A 14,324-nucleotide genomic window follows, 5' to 3' on the forward strand; every position below is an offset into this window, starting at 1 on the left:
CTACCCCCCACTTTTTCAGCAAACCTTACGGACGACCGGTCATGAAAAAACTAAACGTTGTCATCGCTGACGATCACCCTATCGTGTTGCTCGGCGTACGCGAACTGGTAGAGCGCGATGTGCATTTCAGCGTGGTCGGCGAAGCCGTCAGCTCCGTCGGCCTGATCGAGCTGCTGGAACAGCAGCCGGTCGACCTGGTGATCACCGACTTCAACATGCCCGCCGACTCCCCCTACGGCGATGGCCTGAAGCTCGTGGGGTATTTACAGCGACACTTCCCGAACGTGCAGGTCCTGGTGCTGACCATGATCTCCAACCCGTTGATCCTGACCCGGCTCCATGAGCTGGGTGTACTCGGGGTTATCCAGAAGAGCCAGTTGCACAACGAAATTGAAATCGCGCTCAAGGCCGTCGCCAGCGGCAAGCCGTTTCACAGCGCCGGGGCCGCCCCCACGTCGGTGGTGGAGTCCAGCACCGCCCTGGACGAACGCTTTGCCCGGCTGTCGCCCAAGGAACATGAAATATTGCGCCTGTTTGTCGCCGGGCTGAGTGTCAATGAAATTGCCCGCAGCCAGAATAGAAGCGCCAAGACGATCAGTGCGCAGAAGGTTGCGGCCATGCGCAAACTGGAAGTTGCCAGTGACCAGGACTTATTGGCGTACTGCCTGGAGCGCAAACTGTTCAATTAACCGGCGTTATCGAGCCTGCCGAAACCCGCCGTTAGTGCTTATAAGGATCGTCTGATTCTTTCTTCCGACTGGCCTCCGTATTGTGTAACTGCACTTTCATGCAGCACTTAAAACACCTATGGAAATCAGAATGAAGAAGTTCACCCTGGCCTTTATGACCCTCTCGATCCTCGCCGCCACTGGTCACGCGCTCGCCGCCGACCCCGTGCCGACCAAAGCCGGTTCCGGCACCATCAACTTCACTGGAAAAATCAACAACGACGCCTGCTCCGTTGAAAGCTCGGACATGAACAAGACTATTTCCGTGCCCATGGGTGAAGTGTCGATCAAAGACATGGGCACCGCCGCCGCGCCGATTGGCAGCGGCAAGCTGAGCGCGGAAAACTTCGACATGAAGATCAACTGCAACAAGGGCACCAAAGTGTCGATGATCTTCCAACCGAAAAAAGCCGACGGTTCTGGCCTGGTCGAAGGCACCAAAGTACTGAGACTGATTGATGGTCTGGGCGCGGCGAAAAACGTCGGTATTGCCCTGCTCGACGCCAATGGCGCGCTGATCGACCTGACTTCCGACGCCACCGCCCGCGTCGAGAACACCCTGCAGGATGGCAACACCACCCTGAAATTCTCCGCTGCCTACGTCACCACCGGGGCCCTGGACACTGTCGTTGCCGGTCGCGGTGACGCCACCCTGCCATTCGTTCTGCAATACGAATAACTCCAGAGCAGGCTCTGACCCGGAGCGGGGCAACTCGCCCCGCTTTTTTCTTGGCAATGACGCGGTAAATATCATGTTGGTTCGTCAACCCCTTTCCTTCTGCCTGGGCATCCTCGGCATGCTCGCGGTTGCCCAGGCCTCGGCCGGCATCTCTTTGAGCGGCACTCGCCTGGTCTTTGATGGCAAGCACAAAGAGGCCGGCATCACCGTGCGCAACACCGGTGATGACGTGCTGATCCAGTCTTGGGTCGACAGCGATGGCCCTGACTCGACGCCAGTGCCGTTCGCGGTTACGCCGCCCCTGGCGCGGGTCACCGGCAACGAGCAGCAGTTGTTGCGGGTGATCTATGAAGGCACCGGCATGCCGTCGGATAAAGAGTCTGTGGTCTGGCTCAACGTCCAGGAAATCCCCCAGGCGGCAAAAACCGAAAACACCTTGCAGCTCGCGGTTCGCCAGCGCATCAAAGTGTTCTTTCGCCCATCAGGCCTGACCGCCAACGCCTATCTGGCCCCCACAGAACTGCAATGGCAATTGCGCGAGCGCGCAGGGAAAACCGTCCTGGGGATTGATAACCCCGGCCTCTACCACGTGTCCATGGGGGATATAAAACTGCAATCCGGCCAATCAACGGAAATCGTCGTTGATTCCATGATGATCGCCCCGGGTGAACACAAAGAGTTAGCGGTAAAGCAACTCAACGCAGCCGGCACGGCAAACTTGTCATTCACCAGTATTAACGATTATGGCGCCCAAGAGCATTACACCACGCAACTCGTCAATGCCACGGCAACAAAGGCCAGCCTGACGAAAGCGTCACCTTGAGCCACCGGTTTGACTATTCATCGTACTTCCACCGCACTTTACTTCGCTCCGCACCGTTACTCGTATCGGGGGTGATATAGGTTATTTGCATGTCTTTACTCACTGGCAGCAAACACGATCATGGCGTAAACCAGCAAAAGCGACCGGCAACGCCCCCCACCCTATTACACCCGTCGACCCTTTGCCCCCTGCTCATCGCCATCGTCTCATGCCTGCCCACGACAGCGGGCGCAGCCACCCCCGCAGCCAGCGATATTGAGCAGGAACAGTTCAACACCTCGTTCCTCCAGGGCGCCCAGTCGTCGGTGGACCTGCAATTGCTACTCTCGGCCAACAGCGTGCTACCGGGTAACTACCGGGTCGACCTTTACAGCAACGAAGTACTGGTAGGCCGTCGTGATATTGAATTCCGGCGCACACCCAGCACCGGCAAAGTCGAGGCCTGCCTGACCCTGGACCTGCTCCGGCAACTGGGCATCGACATGAAAAAGCTGGAAGCCACGAACAAGCTCACCCCGGCCGAGCCAGAGGCCTGCTACGACCTGTCCGCGCTGATCGACAAAGCCACCCAGCGCTATGACGTCAGCCGGCTGCGCTTGATGGTGAGCGTGCCGCAAGTCGCCATGCAACGCGGCATGCGCGGGTATGTCGACCCGGCGCTGTGGGATGACGGCGTATCGGCGGCGTTCATCAATTACCAGTTGAGCAGCAACCGCAACAGTACGGACACCGCCACCACGCTGTCCAACAATCTGGGCCTGCGCAACGGTATCAACCTGGGCGCCTGGCGACTGCGTAATGAGTCGAACTTCAGCAGCAGTACCGATCAGCCCAACAAGTTCAAGAGCAACCGCAGCTACGTTCAGCATGATGTGACCGCGTTGAAGGGGCAATTCAGTGCCGGCGATATCTTCTCCGACGCCGACCTGTTCGACAGCGTGCGCTATCGCGGCCTGAAACTGGCCTCGGACGAAGGCATGCGCGCCGACAGCGAGCGCGGCTACGCGCCGATCATCCGCGGCGTGGCGCAAACCAGCGCCACGGTCGAGATCCGCCAGAACAACTACATCCTCTACACCGCCAACGTACCGCCGGGCCCGTTTGAAATCAGTGATATCTATCCCAGCGGCTCGAACGGTGACCTGCAAGTGACCATCATCGAGGCCGATGGCAGTCGTCGGGTTAGCGTGCAGGCGTTCTCCAGCTTGCCGATCATGGTTCGTGAAGGCCAGCTGAAGTACAGCGTCTCGGCGGGCAAGTACAACAGCAACAGCGAGGGCCTGGCGTCGCCGAAATTTGTCAGCAGTACCCTGGCCTATGGCATCAGCAGCAACCTGAGTGGCATCGTCGGCGTCCAGGCCAGCGACCACTTCCAGGCGCTGGCACTCGGTGCCGGGCGCAACACCGCCATTGGCGCGGTCTCGGTCGACCTGACCCACTCCTCCAGCCGTACCCCGGGCCAGTCGGTCCGGGGCAATAGCCTGCGGGCGCTGTACGCGAAAACCTTCACCGGTACCGACACCAGCTTCACCCTGGCCGCCTACCGTTACTCGACCGAGGGCTACCGGACGCTGACCAACCATGTCGAAGAGCTCGATACCGATAGCCCCAAGCGTACCGGCAACTCGAAAACCCGTACCGACCTCACCATCAACCAGAGCCTCGGCCGCAACCAGCAATATGGCAGCGTCTACCTCAATGCCAGCGATCAGCGCTATTGGGGCCGGGGCGGTTCCCAGAGCCTGTCCGCCGGTTACAGCAACTATTGGGGTGAGCTGAGCTACAACCTTGGCGCCACCTACAGCAAAGACGTCGGTGATTACGGCCCCTCGAACAATGACACCCTGGTCAACCTGTCCGTGTCCTTCCCGCTGGGCTCCAAGCCCCGGGCGCCGCGCGCCTTCGTCTCGGCCAGCACCCAGAAGAACAGCGACAGCACGCAAGTTGGCATCAACGGCTACCTGTCGCAAGACAGTGACACTTACTACTCGCTGCAAGGCGGCAACAGCAGCACTGGCGGCAGCTCGGCTTCAGCCAACATCACCACCCGCACCAGCGTTGCCGATATCGGTGTCGGCTACAGCCAGGGACGTGGCTACAACTCGCAAAACCTCAACCTGGCCGGTTCCGTCGTCGCCCATGCCGGCGGCATCAACCTTGGCCAGACGGTGGGTGAAACCTTCGCCCTGGCTGAAGTTCCCGGTGTTGCAGGGGTCAAGATCGGCAGTTACAGCGGCGCGCAAACCGGCGCCAACGGCTTTGCCGTGGTGCCGAACGCGCAACCCTATCGGGTCAACTGGATCAGCCTGGATACCCGCGACCTGGGCGCCGACATCGAGATGGACAACGCCACCCGGCAAGTGGTGCCAAGGCGCGGTGCCGTGGTGCTGGCCCGCTACGCCAGCAAGAGCGGCAGACGGGTGCAATTCGAGCTGTTCGATGCTCAGCACCAGCGCATCCCGTTCGGCGCCTCGGTTGAAGACCAAGCTGGCAAACAGCTGGCAATCTCTGACCCTGGCGGCAACGCCCTGGCCCTGGTCGAAAAGGATTCGGCCACGCTCCTGATCAAATGGAATGACCAGCAATGCACGACGTCCTACGCGCTCCCCGAGCGCAACCCGGCACTGAACTACGAGCGCGTGCCGCTGGTGTGTCAACCGGCGTTGCCTTGATCACGGGGCAAGCCTGCTGCGCTTACTGACGCAAATGTTCGTCGAAGGTCCTCCATAGTTGTCCTATCCTTGTGGGCAACTCCACCCCGGACAGCGCCATGGCCACCCCCGATGCCGAACTTCTGCAGAGCTGGCAACACAATGCCCGCGCCTGGATAGAGGCCGTCCGTAGCGGCGCCATCGAAAGCCGCCTCAAGGTCACCGACCAGGCAATTCTGCTGGCCGTGCTCTGCCGCCAGCCCGAGCGCGTGCTCGACCTGGGCTGCGGCGAAGGTTGGCTGTTGCGGGCGCTGGCCGAACGGGGCATCGAGGCCGTGGGGGTGGATGGCGACCCGACGCTGGTCGAGGCCGCACGAGCGGCAGGCAATTCATCGGTGCATCTGGCCAGCTACCAGGCATTGGCAGACGCAAAGGTGGATATCGGCAGCAACTACCATGTGATCTGCGCCAATTTCGCCCTGCTGCACCAGGACATCATCCCCCTGCTCGCCGCCATGAACGCCCTGCTCGCCCCTGGCGGTGCCCTGGTGATCCAGACCCTGCACCCGTGGACGGCAGCCGCAGAGGTCTACCAGGATGGCTGGCGCAAGGAGGACTTCGCCGGTTTCCAGGGCCAGTGGCAACCCATGCCCTGGTACCTGCGCACCCTGTCCAGCTGGTTCAATGCGCTGGACATGGCGGGTTTCAAATGGGTCGGTTTGCAAGAGCCGCAACATCCGCAAAGCGCCGTGCCGCAGTCATTGTTGTTGGTGGCTGAGGCGACACTGCCAGTCAATTCGCTTGAAAGGAGCCTGGATCATGAGTGAGGAGCAAAAAGTAAAAGGACCCGCCTCGTACTTCCCTTCGATCGAGAAGAAGTACGGGCAACCCATAAGCCACTGGCTGACGCTGCTCGGCTCAGTCAGCGCCAGGAAGCATATGGAGATGGTGGCCTGGCTCAAGGCCGAACATGGCATGGGCCATGGCCATGCCAATGCGTTGGTTGCGCACTTTCTGGCAGCCGCTAAAAAGGGCTGAAGGTTGGCTGCCGCGCCCCCGTTCAATGCTTGCTGAAAGCGCTTTTCGCGCATTGACCGGGAGGCGACAAGCCATCGCTAGAAGAGGTCAATCAACCGATCGGCACAACGTTGGGCGTCATGACCGATGTGCCGGTTGCCACTAATGTCGCCGATTTCGGACAGTGCTCCGAGCACGAGTTCCTGAACCAGATTTTCCATGGCCTGCTCGGGCGCAAGCGTTTTATTGAAACTGACAGCAGAGCGCATCATGCGCATCTCCATCTCGTCATCGGCCAGGGCGCCTTTCATATTGCTGGTGACCATTCTCATGTAGAACGAGAACAGAATATCGTCGAGGCTGTCCCCCATGCTCTGCGCCAGGTGCAACACATTGTCGAGCATTGTTCTGGAACTGGTGCTGTTATCCAACGAGAGAAAGGCCTTTACCCCTTCGTTCAAGGAATAGGCGATCAAACGCGGATCCACCCGCCTGCTGCTCAACTCGAAACGCAGGACGGCGATGCTGTAAATCGCCAGTTCCAGCGTTGCAATATCGTTCATCAGACCAATGACCTGGTTCTGATCAATGTAGTCCTTGCGCAACCGGAGGATGGTTTTGGAGAGGAATCCGCTGACCTCTCTGCGCAACGTTTCGGTTTTGCTGGCGTTGTTGTCGCTCAGCACATCGCCGATGAAATTGAACACGGAGTTCAGGTGCTTGTTGGTCTGAATTGAATTGATCAAGTCGTCTTTCGGCCAGCGTCGAAACTTTGAAGCGGACGGCTTTTCGTCAATGGCAGGCGCATCTTCAACCGGGTGGGCAATCGCCTCGGACGGTAGCGCAGCGGTTGCCTGCGGTTCTTCCGTCGCTACCGGCTGTTGCACGACCGGTAGCGGGTCCACACTGGGCGGCGCCTGAACCTTGGGCTGAGACTGAACTTCAGCCTTGGCGGCACTTGTACTCTGGCGCAGATACAGTTCAATTCTATTGAACAGATGGACGATGCCGGAACCCGAAGGTTGGGTCAGTTTGATGACTTGCCTTTCATTGATGTACAGCGTTGTAGCCATCAGGCTTTTTTTGGCGAACAGGGAAGCGACCTTACCCATTTCATAATGGAAGGGATCGCAAAAGTTTTCTTTCCCATGGATTCCGTCAGCGGTGATGATAATGCCTACCTTGGCATTTCCGAAAACGGTCTCGTCGATAAGGATTTCGATGTCCTCGTAGCTGACCTTCGGGCAGTAGGATGAAATGGCGTTGTACGCTTTGTCTCGCGGGACATGCGGCTTTCTGTGAATTTTTTCAGCTCTGCCAATTTCACCAATAAACTCCAGCATCGACATCGCGTTTGACTCCCTTCGTGAAATTCCAGCGTGTTCCTGGCCATTTGCGCTGCGGTCCCGTGATGACCGGCCGCCATAATGGCCCCATGCTACTATGGCAATAGCGAGGGATCCAAGCGCTCGTACTGTCGATCCTTGGCCGCCCCGGATCGGCGGCGAAAGCTAAACTGTGGGTGGCGGATCTGCGCAACAACCGCAGCCCCGCACCAGATGGGCCTTCGCAAGGAACCCCCAGCCAATGCTGGTCATCGAACAACTGCACAAGTCCTTCAGCACCGCCCAAGGCCCGCTAGCGGTTTTGCAGGGCGTCGACTTGCAGTTGGCCCAGGGCGGCAGCCTGGCGTTGATGGGCGAGTCCGGCAGCGGCAAAAGCACCCTGCTGCACCTGGTCGCCGGCCTCGATCGCGCCGACCGCGGGCGCATCCTGATCGATGGCCAGGCCCTCGACGGTCATTCGGAGTCAGCCTTGTCACGCTGGCGCCGGCAAGGCATCGGCCTGGTGTTCCAGCAGTACAACCTGATCAGCAGCCTCGACGTGGCGGCCAATCTTGCCTTTCAGGCCAGGCTGGCGGCGCGGCTTGACCGCCAGTGGCTGGATTACCTGACAACCCGCCTGGGCCTCGCCAGCCTGTTGCCGCGTTACCCGGAGCAGTTGTCCGGCGGCCAGCAGCAGCGGGTCGCCATTGGCCGGGCGCTGGCCGCCCGCCCGGCGCTGGTGCTGGCCGACGAACCCACCGGCAGCCTCGACGAGGCCACCAGCGATGAAGTGCTGGCGCTGATGCTGCAGCTGGTCGGCGAGGCCGGCAGCAGCCTGCTGATGGTGACCCACAGCCCGCGCCTGGCTGCGCGTCTTGAGCAGCGCTGCGTCCTGCGCGCCGGGCGTGTGCAGGTCGAGGCGCGCTGATGAGCCCGCTGCTGATTGCCTTGCAGGCGCTGCTCAGCCACTGGCGGCGCCATCGCTTGCAGTTTTTCAGCATCTTTACCGGCTTGTGGCTGGCCACCGCGCTATGGACCGGGGTACAGGCGCTCAACAGTCAGGCCCGGGCCGACTACGCCCGCGCCAGCGCGGTGTTGACCGGCCCCGCGCAAGCGCAGCTGGTGGCCCGCAGCGGTGAACGCTTCGAGCAATCGCTGTATCTGCAACTGCGCAAGCTTGGTTGGCAGGTATCGCCGGTGCTGGAAGGCCGCTTGCGCTTTGCCGGGGAGCAGCCGCTGACGGTACGCTTAATCGGTATCGAGCCGCTGAGCCTGCCACCGGCAATGACCGTCGCCGGCACCCCGTTGCAAGGGTTCGACTTGCAGGCATTCATTGGCACGCCCGGGCAAGCCTGGATTGGCCCCGATACCCTGCGGCAACTGGCTGTGGATGCTGCCGGGCAAGCGACCAGCAGTGACGGCCAGAGATTGCCGCCGTTGGTTGTGCAGCCACAGTTGGCACCGGGCGTGATTGTCGTGGATATCGGCCATGCACAAGCGTTGCTGCACGCTTCGGGGCAACTGTCGCGATTACTGTCGAGCGATGAGGCCAGGCCCTTGCCGGCAGAGATCGCCGAGCGCCTGACCCTGCAAGCGCCCAGCGACGACGGCGACCTGCAGCGCCTGACCGACAGCTTTCACCTCAACCTCACCGCCCTCGGCCTGCTGGCCTTCGTCGTCGGGCTATTCATTGCCCACGCCGCCATCGGCCTGGCCCTCGAACAGCGCCGTGGCCTGATTCGCAACCTGCGCGCCTGCGGCATCAGCCTGAAAACCCTGTTGCTCGGCCTGGCGCTGGAGCTAGGCGTTTTCGCCGTACTCGGCGGCCTGGCCGGGGTCGCCAGCGGGTATGGGCTCGCCGCCTTGTTGCTGCCCGATGTCGCCGCCAGCTTGCGTGGCCTGTACGGCGCGCAGGTTGCCGGGCAACTGAGCCTGCCGGCCTGGTGGTGGCTGGCAGGGATCGTGGTGAGCGTGCTTGGCGCCTTGCTGGCCGGCGCCAGCAGCGTGCTGCGCGCCGCCCGTTTGCCGCTGCTGGCCCTGGCCCAGCCGCAGGCCTGGCGCCTGGCTCAAGGGCCCTGGTTGCACCGTCAGGCACTGGTAGCGGCATTTTTGCTGGTGGTTGCGCTGGGTTGCTGGCAATGGGGCAACAGCCTGACCAGCGCCTTGATCCTGCTTGCGGCGCTGTTGTTGGCGGCAGCGTTGCTGCTGCCCGCCCTGCTCGACGGCACACTGGCCTGGCTGGCACGTGTGTGCCACGGCCCGCTGAAGGAATGGTTTATCGCCGACAGCCGCCAGCAGCTTCCCGCGCTGAGCCTGGCGTTGATGGCGCTGTTGTTGGCCTTGGCCGCCAGCGTCGGCGTGGGCAGCATGACCGAGGGTTTTCGCAAGACCTTCAGCGGTTGGCTCGACCAGCGCCTTTCAGCCGATCTTTACCTCACCCCGCAGGACACGACACAAGCCCTGCAAATCAGCGACTGGCTCGCCCGGCAACCGGCCGTCACTACACTGTTGCCCAGCTGGCGTGCAGAAATACGCTTGCAACAGTGGCCGGTGCAGGTCCAGGGCATCATCGATCACCCCGCCTACCCCGCGCGCTGGCCATTGCTGGAACAAAGCCCGCAGGCCTGGGCGCAACTGGCCAGCGGGCGGGCAGTTATGCTCAGTGAACAACTGGCCCGGCGCCTGAACTTGCACCTGGGCGACAAACTACAGTTAGCCAATCAAGCCATGACCGTCGTAGGCCTCTATGCCGACTATGGCAACCCCAAGGGCCACCTGCTGGTCAATGCCGACTGGCTGCGCGGGCACCTGGCGCAGGCGAAGCTGAGCAATATTAGCCTGAACCTTGCGCCCGATCGCGTTGCGGCGCTGAGGGCCGACTTGCAACAACGCTTCGCCCTGGACGACAGCCGCGTGGTCGAGCAAGCCACCTTGAAGCGCTGGTCCAGCGAGATCTTCAGCCGCACCTTCGCCGCCACCACGGCGCTCAACAGCCTGACCCTGGGGGTGGCGGGCATCGCCTTGTTCATCAGCCTGCTGACCTTGAGCCAGAGCCGCCTGGGCCAGTTGGCACCGCTCTGGGCGTTGGGCGTGCGGCGAACGCAACTGGTGTGGTTGTCGCTGGGACAGACCCTGATGCTGAGCAGCCTGACCGTGCTGTTGGCAATCCCCCTGGGGCTGTTGCTGGCCTGGTGCCTGGTGGCGGTGGTGAATGTCCAGGCCTTCGGCTGGCGCCTGCCGCTGCATGTATTTGCCGCGCAACTGCTGCAGCTGGCGGTGCTCGGCCTGTTGACCAGCCTGCTGGCCAGCGCCTGGCCGCTGTGGCAACTGGCGCGACGCCAGCCCAGCGAGCTGTTGAGGCAATTTGCCGATGAAGTTTAACGTCTGCGTGTTGATCGGCCTGTTGCTGCTGGGCGGATGTGACCCGCCTGCGCCAGTGCCCAAAAGTTTTGCCGGGTTGGGTCAGGACGCTGCGGCCTTCAAGCAGGTGACGCGCAATCATCCGCTGGTGTTCCCCCTCGACCACGCTGCCCACAATGGCTTTCGCATCGAGTGGTGGTACGTCACCGCCAACCTCAGGGATCGCCAGGGGCGTGACTGGGGCGCGCAGTGGACGCTGTTCCGCTCGGCCCTGCGAGCGGGCCCGGAAACTAGCGACTGGGACAGCCCGAACCTGTGGATGGGCCATGCGGCACTGACCGGCCCCGGCGGCCATCAGGTCAGCGAAAGCCTGGCTCGGGGCGGTATAGGCCAGGCGGGGGTCGAAGCCCAGCCATTCCGGGCCTGGATCAACGATTGGTCACTGCAAGGCAGCGACGACATCAGCCACTTGCAGATGACCGCAAGCGGCAAGGGCTTTGCCTACCGCCTGAACCTGGTCAGCCCCGGCCCGCTGGTGCTGCATGGCGCCCGGGGCTACAGCGAAAAATCCGGCAAAGGCCAGGCGTCGTACTATTACAGCCAACCGTTCTACCAGGTCAGCGGCGAGGTGGAACGCGACGGCCAACGCCTGACGGTCACCGGCAACGCCTGGCTCGACCGCGAGTGGAGCAGCCAGCCCCTGGCGGCCGGGCAGTCGGGTTGGGACTGGTTTTCCCTGCACCTGGACAGCGGCGCCAAACTGATGCTGTTTCGCGTGCGCGAGACCCAAGGCACACCTTACCGCGCAGGTACCTGGATCAGTGCCGAGGGTAGCGCCCAGGCGCTGCAGGGTGAGCAGATCCAGCTGCAGGAGCTGGCCTGGAGCAAGCAGGAAAACGGCCGCGAGGTGCCTACCCGCTGGCGCGTGCAGGTGCCGGCGCATGACGTGGATGTGCAGGTCGATGCACTGGAGCCGAACGCATGGATGTCTACGCGCTTTCCGTACTGGGAGGGGCCGGTGCGCTTTAATGGAAGTGTGAGCGGCAAGGGCTACCTGGAGATGACCGGCTACTGACTTTGCAGGAGCGGGCTTGCCCCGCAACAGCATTGTGTCAGCCACATCGCATCGCGGGGCAAGCCCGCTCCCACTGGGTTCTTGACCAGGCATTCTCGTACGCCTGCTTAAGCGACTCGGCTTTTACTGTGGGACGTTTCCGATTCCGCCCGGCGGTACGTTACACCGTGGGCGTCGGTGCTAGGTTCCGGCCCTCATTGCCCAAGGAACCTGCGCATGACAAGGATGCCACCTTCAACTACTTCCCCTGCTCCCTCGATAATTTCTACCTCCGAATCGCTGGAGCCCGGCTTCTACATCGTACCGCGCAGCATGACTGGCGGTCAGGTAGTGGCTTCGCTGACTACGGCACATGGACCGCAATTGATCGCCCGGCTACAGCGGCTCAACCCGACCTTTGCCAGCGGCTTCAAGGCAGGCGAAATCTTCGTCATTGGTGACCCGAACATCGAAAGTGCCTGTACTCGCGAAGAAGCCAAACTGATGAATTCAGCAACCCAGGTACGCGAAAGCCTGGCCACGCTCACTTCCCAGGAAGCAGACTTCATGATGCGCAACCTGCCCGAAATCGCCGGTATGCTGGGCACAGCAAGTCTGTCGATGGGCATCGGCAAAGATATGCTGGAGAAGGGCTTAAGACAGGTTGACGGTACTTTGCGCAGTATCGAACAGTTGCACCAGCGTGAATTCGGTCGTAGTGGCAGGCTGAACAGCTCGGCATTCTTCAATGCCCGACGCGCGCTCTTCCAGCAGCTTGATGCGCAATTGAAGAGCATTTTTCTCAACAAGCAACTCAATCTTGGAGACCACGAGCGCTTGCGCAAGAGCCTGGGAATTTCGACCCGAAGCCTGGTGCACCACTGGAGCCGCGCCGGTGGAGCTGGACAGATTCCTGGCTATGCTACGCATCTGGAACAGGTGGCAAAGACGGCGAAGTATCTCAAATATGGTGGTTACGTCGGAGTTGGGCTGGGTGGCACGGCATCCTGGTTAAACGTGCAGGCAGCATGTCGCGCTGGAGCGACAGAAGAATGCAGGAAAATCCGCTTTACCGAGACCGGCAGCTTCACCGGCGGGCTTGGAGGCGGGCTGGCTGGAGCATACGCAGGCGGCCGGGCCGCCGCTTCGGTGTGCGTAGGCATCGGACCGCACGGCGGCGCCGTTTGCGGCATAGTCCTGGTAGGCATGGGCACTTATGTGGGAAGCATGATTGGCAACACATCTGGTGATCTTGCTGGAGAACTATTCTACAACTGGACAGGCTTATGAGTATTGACCCTCGTTCCTGGCCTCTGGGATTACAGATGGTGCTGATCCTTGGCCCGTGGATCATCATGCTGACTGGGGTCTTGATAAGCGCGTGCATCGCAAATGGCCGAGATTTTGCGAGGTCGCTTTCAGCGCTGCAAAGCAGTACCTGGCTGGAGCAGCAGATTCGCGTTTGGGGGACATCAAGCCTAGTGGCGCGTTGGGTGCTTGTCGGAGTGATCAGTGGCTTACTGGCCTACCCACAAAAACATATACGCCAAGGCCAGCTCGACGCAGTGCAAGTGCGCAACTTCCCCCGGCGGCTCCGGCGTCGCTTGCTTGTTTCCGGCAGGCTGATCGCTATTGGGTTCGTGTTGATGATCATGAGTGTCGGGTTGTACAAGATCTGCGAACCATAGCCCGTGAGAGCCACGAACACACAACAGGAGACGCACCATGGACCACTTCACCGGCGGTTGCCTGTGCGGCAACGTGCGATTTGCAGCCTCGGGACGTCCCTATCGGGTCGGCCTTTGTCACTGCCTGGACTGCCGCAAACACCACGGCGCGCTTTTTCATGCTTCGGCGATCTTCCCCGAGGATGCGCTCAGCATCGAAGGCGAAACCCGTGACTACGCCGGGCGCTATTTTTGCCCCCGTTGCGGCTCGTCGGTGTTCGCCCGCTCAGGCGATGAAGTCGAAGTGAACCTCGGCTCGCTGGATGCCCCGGACCTGCTCACGCCCACCTACGAAAGCTGGACCCTGCGCCGCGAGTCCTGGCTGCCGCCCTTCCCGCTCAGCAGCCACTATGAACGGGATCGCGACCCTTCAGGGCGCTTCGAGGATTAAGCGCTCAGCTGTCGCTGCATCCCCTGCGACATCAGGCTGGAACCCTCGCGCAGTGGCTCCGGCGCGCCAACCGGCTGAAAGCCATGGGCCTGGTACAAGCGCATCGCCGGGCTATCGGCGAGGGTCACGCCCAGGCCAACCCGGCGCACCGCAACGCTGGTAGCCCAGTCCAATGCCGCCTTGAGCAAGGCACCGCCAGCGCCCAGGCCGCGCGCAGCCGGGTCGACCCACATCTGATAGATGTCAGCCACACCCGGCTCGGCGGCGGACAATTTGCACCAGACCAGCCCGCATACCACGTCGCCATTAACCGCGAAAAACGCCCGGTCGTTGCCGCTGGCATGGACCGCCGCAATCCGCGCCGCCCAGTTTTCATCGGTTCGTTGCGACTCTGCTGCGAAGGTGCTGCCAAACGCATCCGGCGAATCCTGCAATGCCTGCAGGCGCAGGTCGCGGTAGGTTGGCCATTCATGGGGTAAAACGGGACGGATGGAGATCACAAGGCTTCCTGCGCTGATTGCCCCTAAACAGCTGCCAGACTACCACCAAGGTGCGATCATGCCGCCCTT

At 61.6% G+C, this 14,324-nt stretch carries 14 protein-coding genes; 12 read left to right on the top strand and 2 right to left on the bottom strand.

Annotated elements, in window-relative coordinates; all coding sequences use genetic code 11:
- The first annotated feature begins 41 nt into the window (after positions 1-41).
- The 6 genes from JV241A_RS09265 to JV241A_RS09290 all read left to right on the top strand — a co-directional run bounded on the left by JV241A_RS09265 (position 42) and on the right by JV241A_RS09290 (position 5,919).
- The gene (locus JV241A_RS09265) at positions 42-689 is read left to right on the top strand and encodes a response regulator (protein ID WP_115087046.1); all 648 of its coding nucleotides are present in this window, start codon (positions 42-44) and stop codon (positions 687-689) included.
- A 130-nt stretch (positions 690-819) separates the two neighbouring features.
- The gene (locus JV241A_RS09270) at positions 820-1,407 is read left to right on the top strand and encodes a fimbrial protein (RefSeq protein ID WP_134062110.1); all 588 of its coding nucleotides are present in this window, start codon (positions 820-822) and stop codon (positions 1,405-1,407) included.
- A 73-nt stretch (positions 1,408-1,480) separates the two neighbouring features.
- Entirely contained in the window at positions 1,481-2,230 is a 750-nt protein-coding gene (locus JV241A_RS09275) for a molecular chaperone (RefSeq protein WP_115087048.1), read from the top strand.
- 89 nt (positions 2,231-2,319) lie between these two features.
- Positions 2,320-4,902 carry a fimbria/pilus outer membrane usher protein gene (locus JV241A_RS09280; RefSeq protein ID WP_134062112.1) on the top strand — a complete coding sequence of 861 codons (2,583 nt, stop codon included), beginning with the start codon at positions 2,320-2,322 and terminating at the stop codon, positions 4,900-4,902.
- Positions 4,903-5,000: 98 nt separating this feature from the next.
- Positions 5,001-5,708, top strand: a complete 708-nt coding sequence (locus tag JV241A_RS09285) for a class I SAM-dependent methyltransferase (protein WP_115087050.1) — start codon at positions 5,001-5,003, stop codon at positions 5,706-5,708.
- On the top strand, positions 5,701-5,919 hold the full coding sequence (locus JV241A_RS09290; RefSeq protein ID WP_115087051.1) for a DUF4287 domain-containing protein: 219 nt from the start codon (positions 5,701-5,703) through the stop codon (positions 5,917-5,919). The genes JV241A_RS09285 and JV241A_RS09290 overlap by 8 nt, the downstream gene beginning before the upstream one ends.
- A gap of 77 nt (positions 5,920-5,996) precedes the next feature.
- Here JV241A_RS09290 and JV241A_RS09295 read toward each other — a convergent pair whose 3' ends face one another.
- Positions 5,997-7,247, bottom strand: coding sequence for a hypothetical protein (locus JV241A_RS09295; RefSeq protein ID WP_134062114.1), 1,251 nt, complete (start codon positions 7,245-7,247; stop codon positions 5,997-5,999).
- 238 nt (positions 7,248-7,485) lie between these two features.
- On the opposite strand from JV241A_RS09295, the gene JV241A_RS09300 reads away from it, so the two are divergent.
- The 6 genes from JV241A_RS09300 (at position 7,486) to JV241A_RS09325 (ending at position 13,755) form a co-directional block, all read left to right on the top strand.
- Positions 7,486-8,151: an ABC transporter ATP-binding protein gene (locus tag JV241A_RS09300; RefSeq protein ID WP_134062116.1), complete on the top strand. Its 666-nt coding sequence runs from the start codon at positions 7,486-7,488 to the stop codon at positions 8,149-8,151.
- A complete protein-coding gene (locus tag JV241A_RS09305) occupies positions 8,151-10,604 on the top strand; it encodes an ABC transporter permease (protein WP_134062118.1) in 2,454 nt (817 codons plus the stop codon). Before JV241A_RS09300 ends, JV241A_RS09305 begins: the two co-directional genes overlap by 1 nt.
- Positions 10,594-11,658: a lipocalin-like domain-containing protein gene (locus JV241A_RS09310; protein ID WP_115087054.1), complete on the top strand. Its 1,065-nt coding sequence runs from the start codon at positions 10,594-10,596 to the stop codon at positions 11,656-11,658. The genes JV241A_RS09305 and JV241A_RS09310 overlap by 11 nt, the downstream gene beginning before the upstream one ends.
- Positions 11,659-11,874: 216 nt before the next feature.
- Positions 11,875-12,927, top strand: a complete 1,053-nt coding sequence (locus JV241A_RS09315; protein ID WP_115087055.1) for a hypothetical protein — start codon at positions 11,875-11,877, stop codon at positions 12,925-12,927.
- Positions 12,924-13,325 (top strand): hypothetical protein, encoded by a 402-nt coding sequence (locus JV241A_RS09320; RefSeq protein WP_115087056.1) that lies wholly within the window; start codon positions 12,924-12,926, stop codon positions 13,323-13,325. The genes JV241A_RS09315 and JV241A_RS09320 overlap by 4 nt, the downstream gene beginning before the upstream one ends.
- 37 nt (positions 13,326-13,362) lie before the next feature.
- Positions 13,363-13,755 carry a GFA family protein gene (locus JV241A_RS09325; protein ID WP_134062120.1) on the top strand — a complete coding sequence of 131 codons (393 nt, stop codon included), beginning with the start codon at positions 13,363-13,365 and terminating at the stop codon, positions 13,753-13,755.
- Here JV241A_RS09325 and JV241A_RS09330 read toward each other — a convergent pair.
- Positions 13,752-14,255, bottom strand: coding sequence for a GNAT family N-acetyltransferase (locus JV241A_RS09330; RefSeq protein WP_134062122.1), 504 nt, complete (start codon positions 14,253-14,255; stop codon positions 13,752-13,754). The two genes, JV241A_RS09325 and JV241A_RS09330, sit on opposite strands and share 4 nt — an antisense overlap.
- Positions 14,256-14,324 lie beyond the last annotated feature (69 nt).

Source organism: Pseudomonas sp. JV241A, from assembly GCF_900275665.1.
In the GTDB taxonomy this organism is placed as follows: Bacteria; Pseudomonadota; Gammaproteobacteria; order Pseudomonadales; family Pseudomonadaceae; genus Aquipseudomonas; species Aquipseudomonas wadenswilerensis.

Excerpts from the sequence above, each read along its gene's own strand:
- JV241A_RS09270 (WP_134062110.1), top strand. The coding sequence starts at position 820 with ATGAAGAAGTTCACCCTGGCCTTTATGACCCTCTCGATCCTCGCCGCC.
- JV241A_RS09310 (WP_115087054.1), top strand. The coding sequence starts at position 10,594 with ATGAAGTTTAACGTCTGCGTGTTGATCGGCCTGTTGCTGCTGGGCGGA.
- JV241A_RS09280 (WP_134062112.1), top strand. The coding sequence starts at position 2,320 with ATGTCTTTACTCACTGGCAGCAAACACGATCATGGCGTAAACCAGCAA.
- JV241A_RS09290 (WP_115087051.1), top strand. The coding sequence starts at position 5,701 with ATGAGTGAGGAGCAAAAAGTAAAAGGACCCGCCTCGTACTTCCCTTCG.
- JV241A_RS09315 (WP_115087055.1), top strand. The coding sequence starts at position 11,875 with ATGACAAGGATGCCACCTTCAACTACTTCCCCTGCTCCCTCGATAATT.
- JV241A_RS09305 (WP_134062118.1), top strand. The coding sequence starts at position 8,151 with ATGAGCCCGCTGCTGATTGCCTTGCAGGCGCTGCTCAGCCACTGGCGG.
- JV241A_RS09300 (WP_134062116.1), top strand. The coding sequence starts at position 7,486 with ATGCTGGTCATCGAACAACTGCACAAGTCCTTCAGCACCGCCCAAGGC.
- JV241A_RS09295 (WP_134062114.1), bottom strand. The coding sequence starts at position 7,247 with ATGTCGATGCTGGAGTTTATTGGTGAAATTGGCAGAGCTGAAAAAATT.
- JV241A_RS09325 (WP_134062120.1), top strand. The coding sequence starts at position 13,363 with ATGGACCACTTCACCGGCGGTTGCCTGTGCGGCAACGTGCGATTTGCA.
- JV241A_RS09320 (WP_115087056.1), top strand. The coding sequence starts at position 12,924 with ATGAGTATTGACCCTCGTTCCTGGCCTCTGGGATTACAGATGGTGCTG.
- JV241A_RS09275 (WP_115087048.1), top strand. The coding sequence starts at position 1,481 with ATGTTGGTTCGTCAACCCCTTTCCTTCTGCCTGGGCATCCTCGGCATG.
- JV241A_RS09285 (WP_115087050.1), top strand. The coding sequence starts at position 5,001 with ATGGCCACCCCCGATGCCGAACTTCTGCAGAGCTGGCAACACAATGCC.
- JV241A_RS09265 (WP_115087046.1), top strand. The coding sequence starts at position 42 with ATGAAAAAACTAAACGTTGTCATCGCTGACGATCACCCTATCGTGTTG.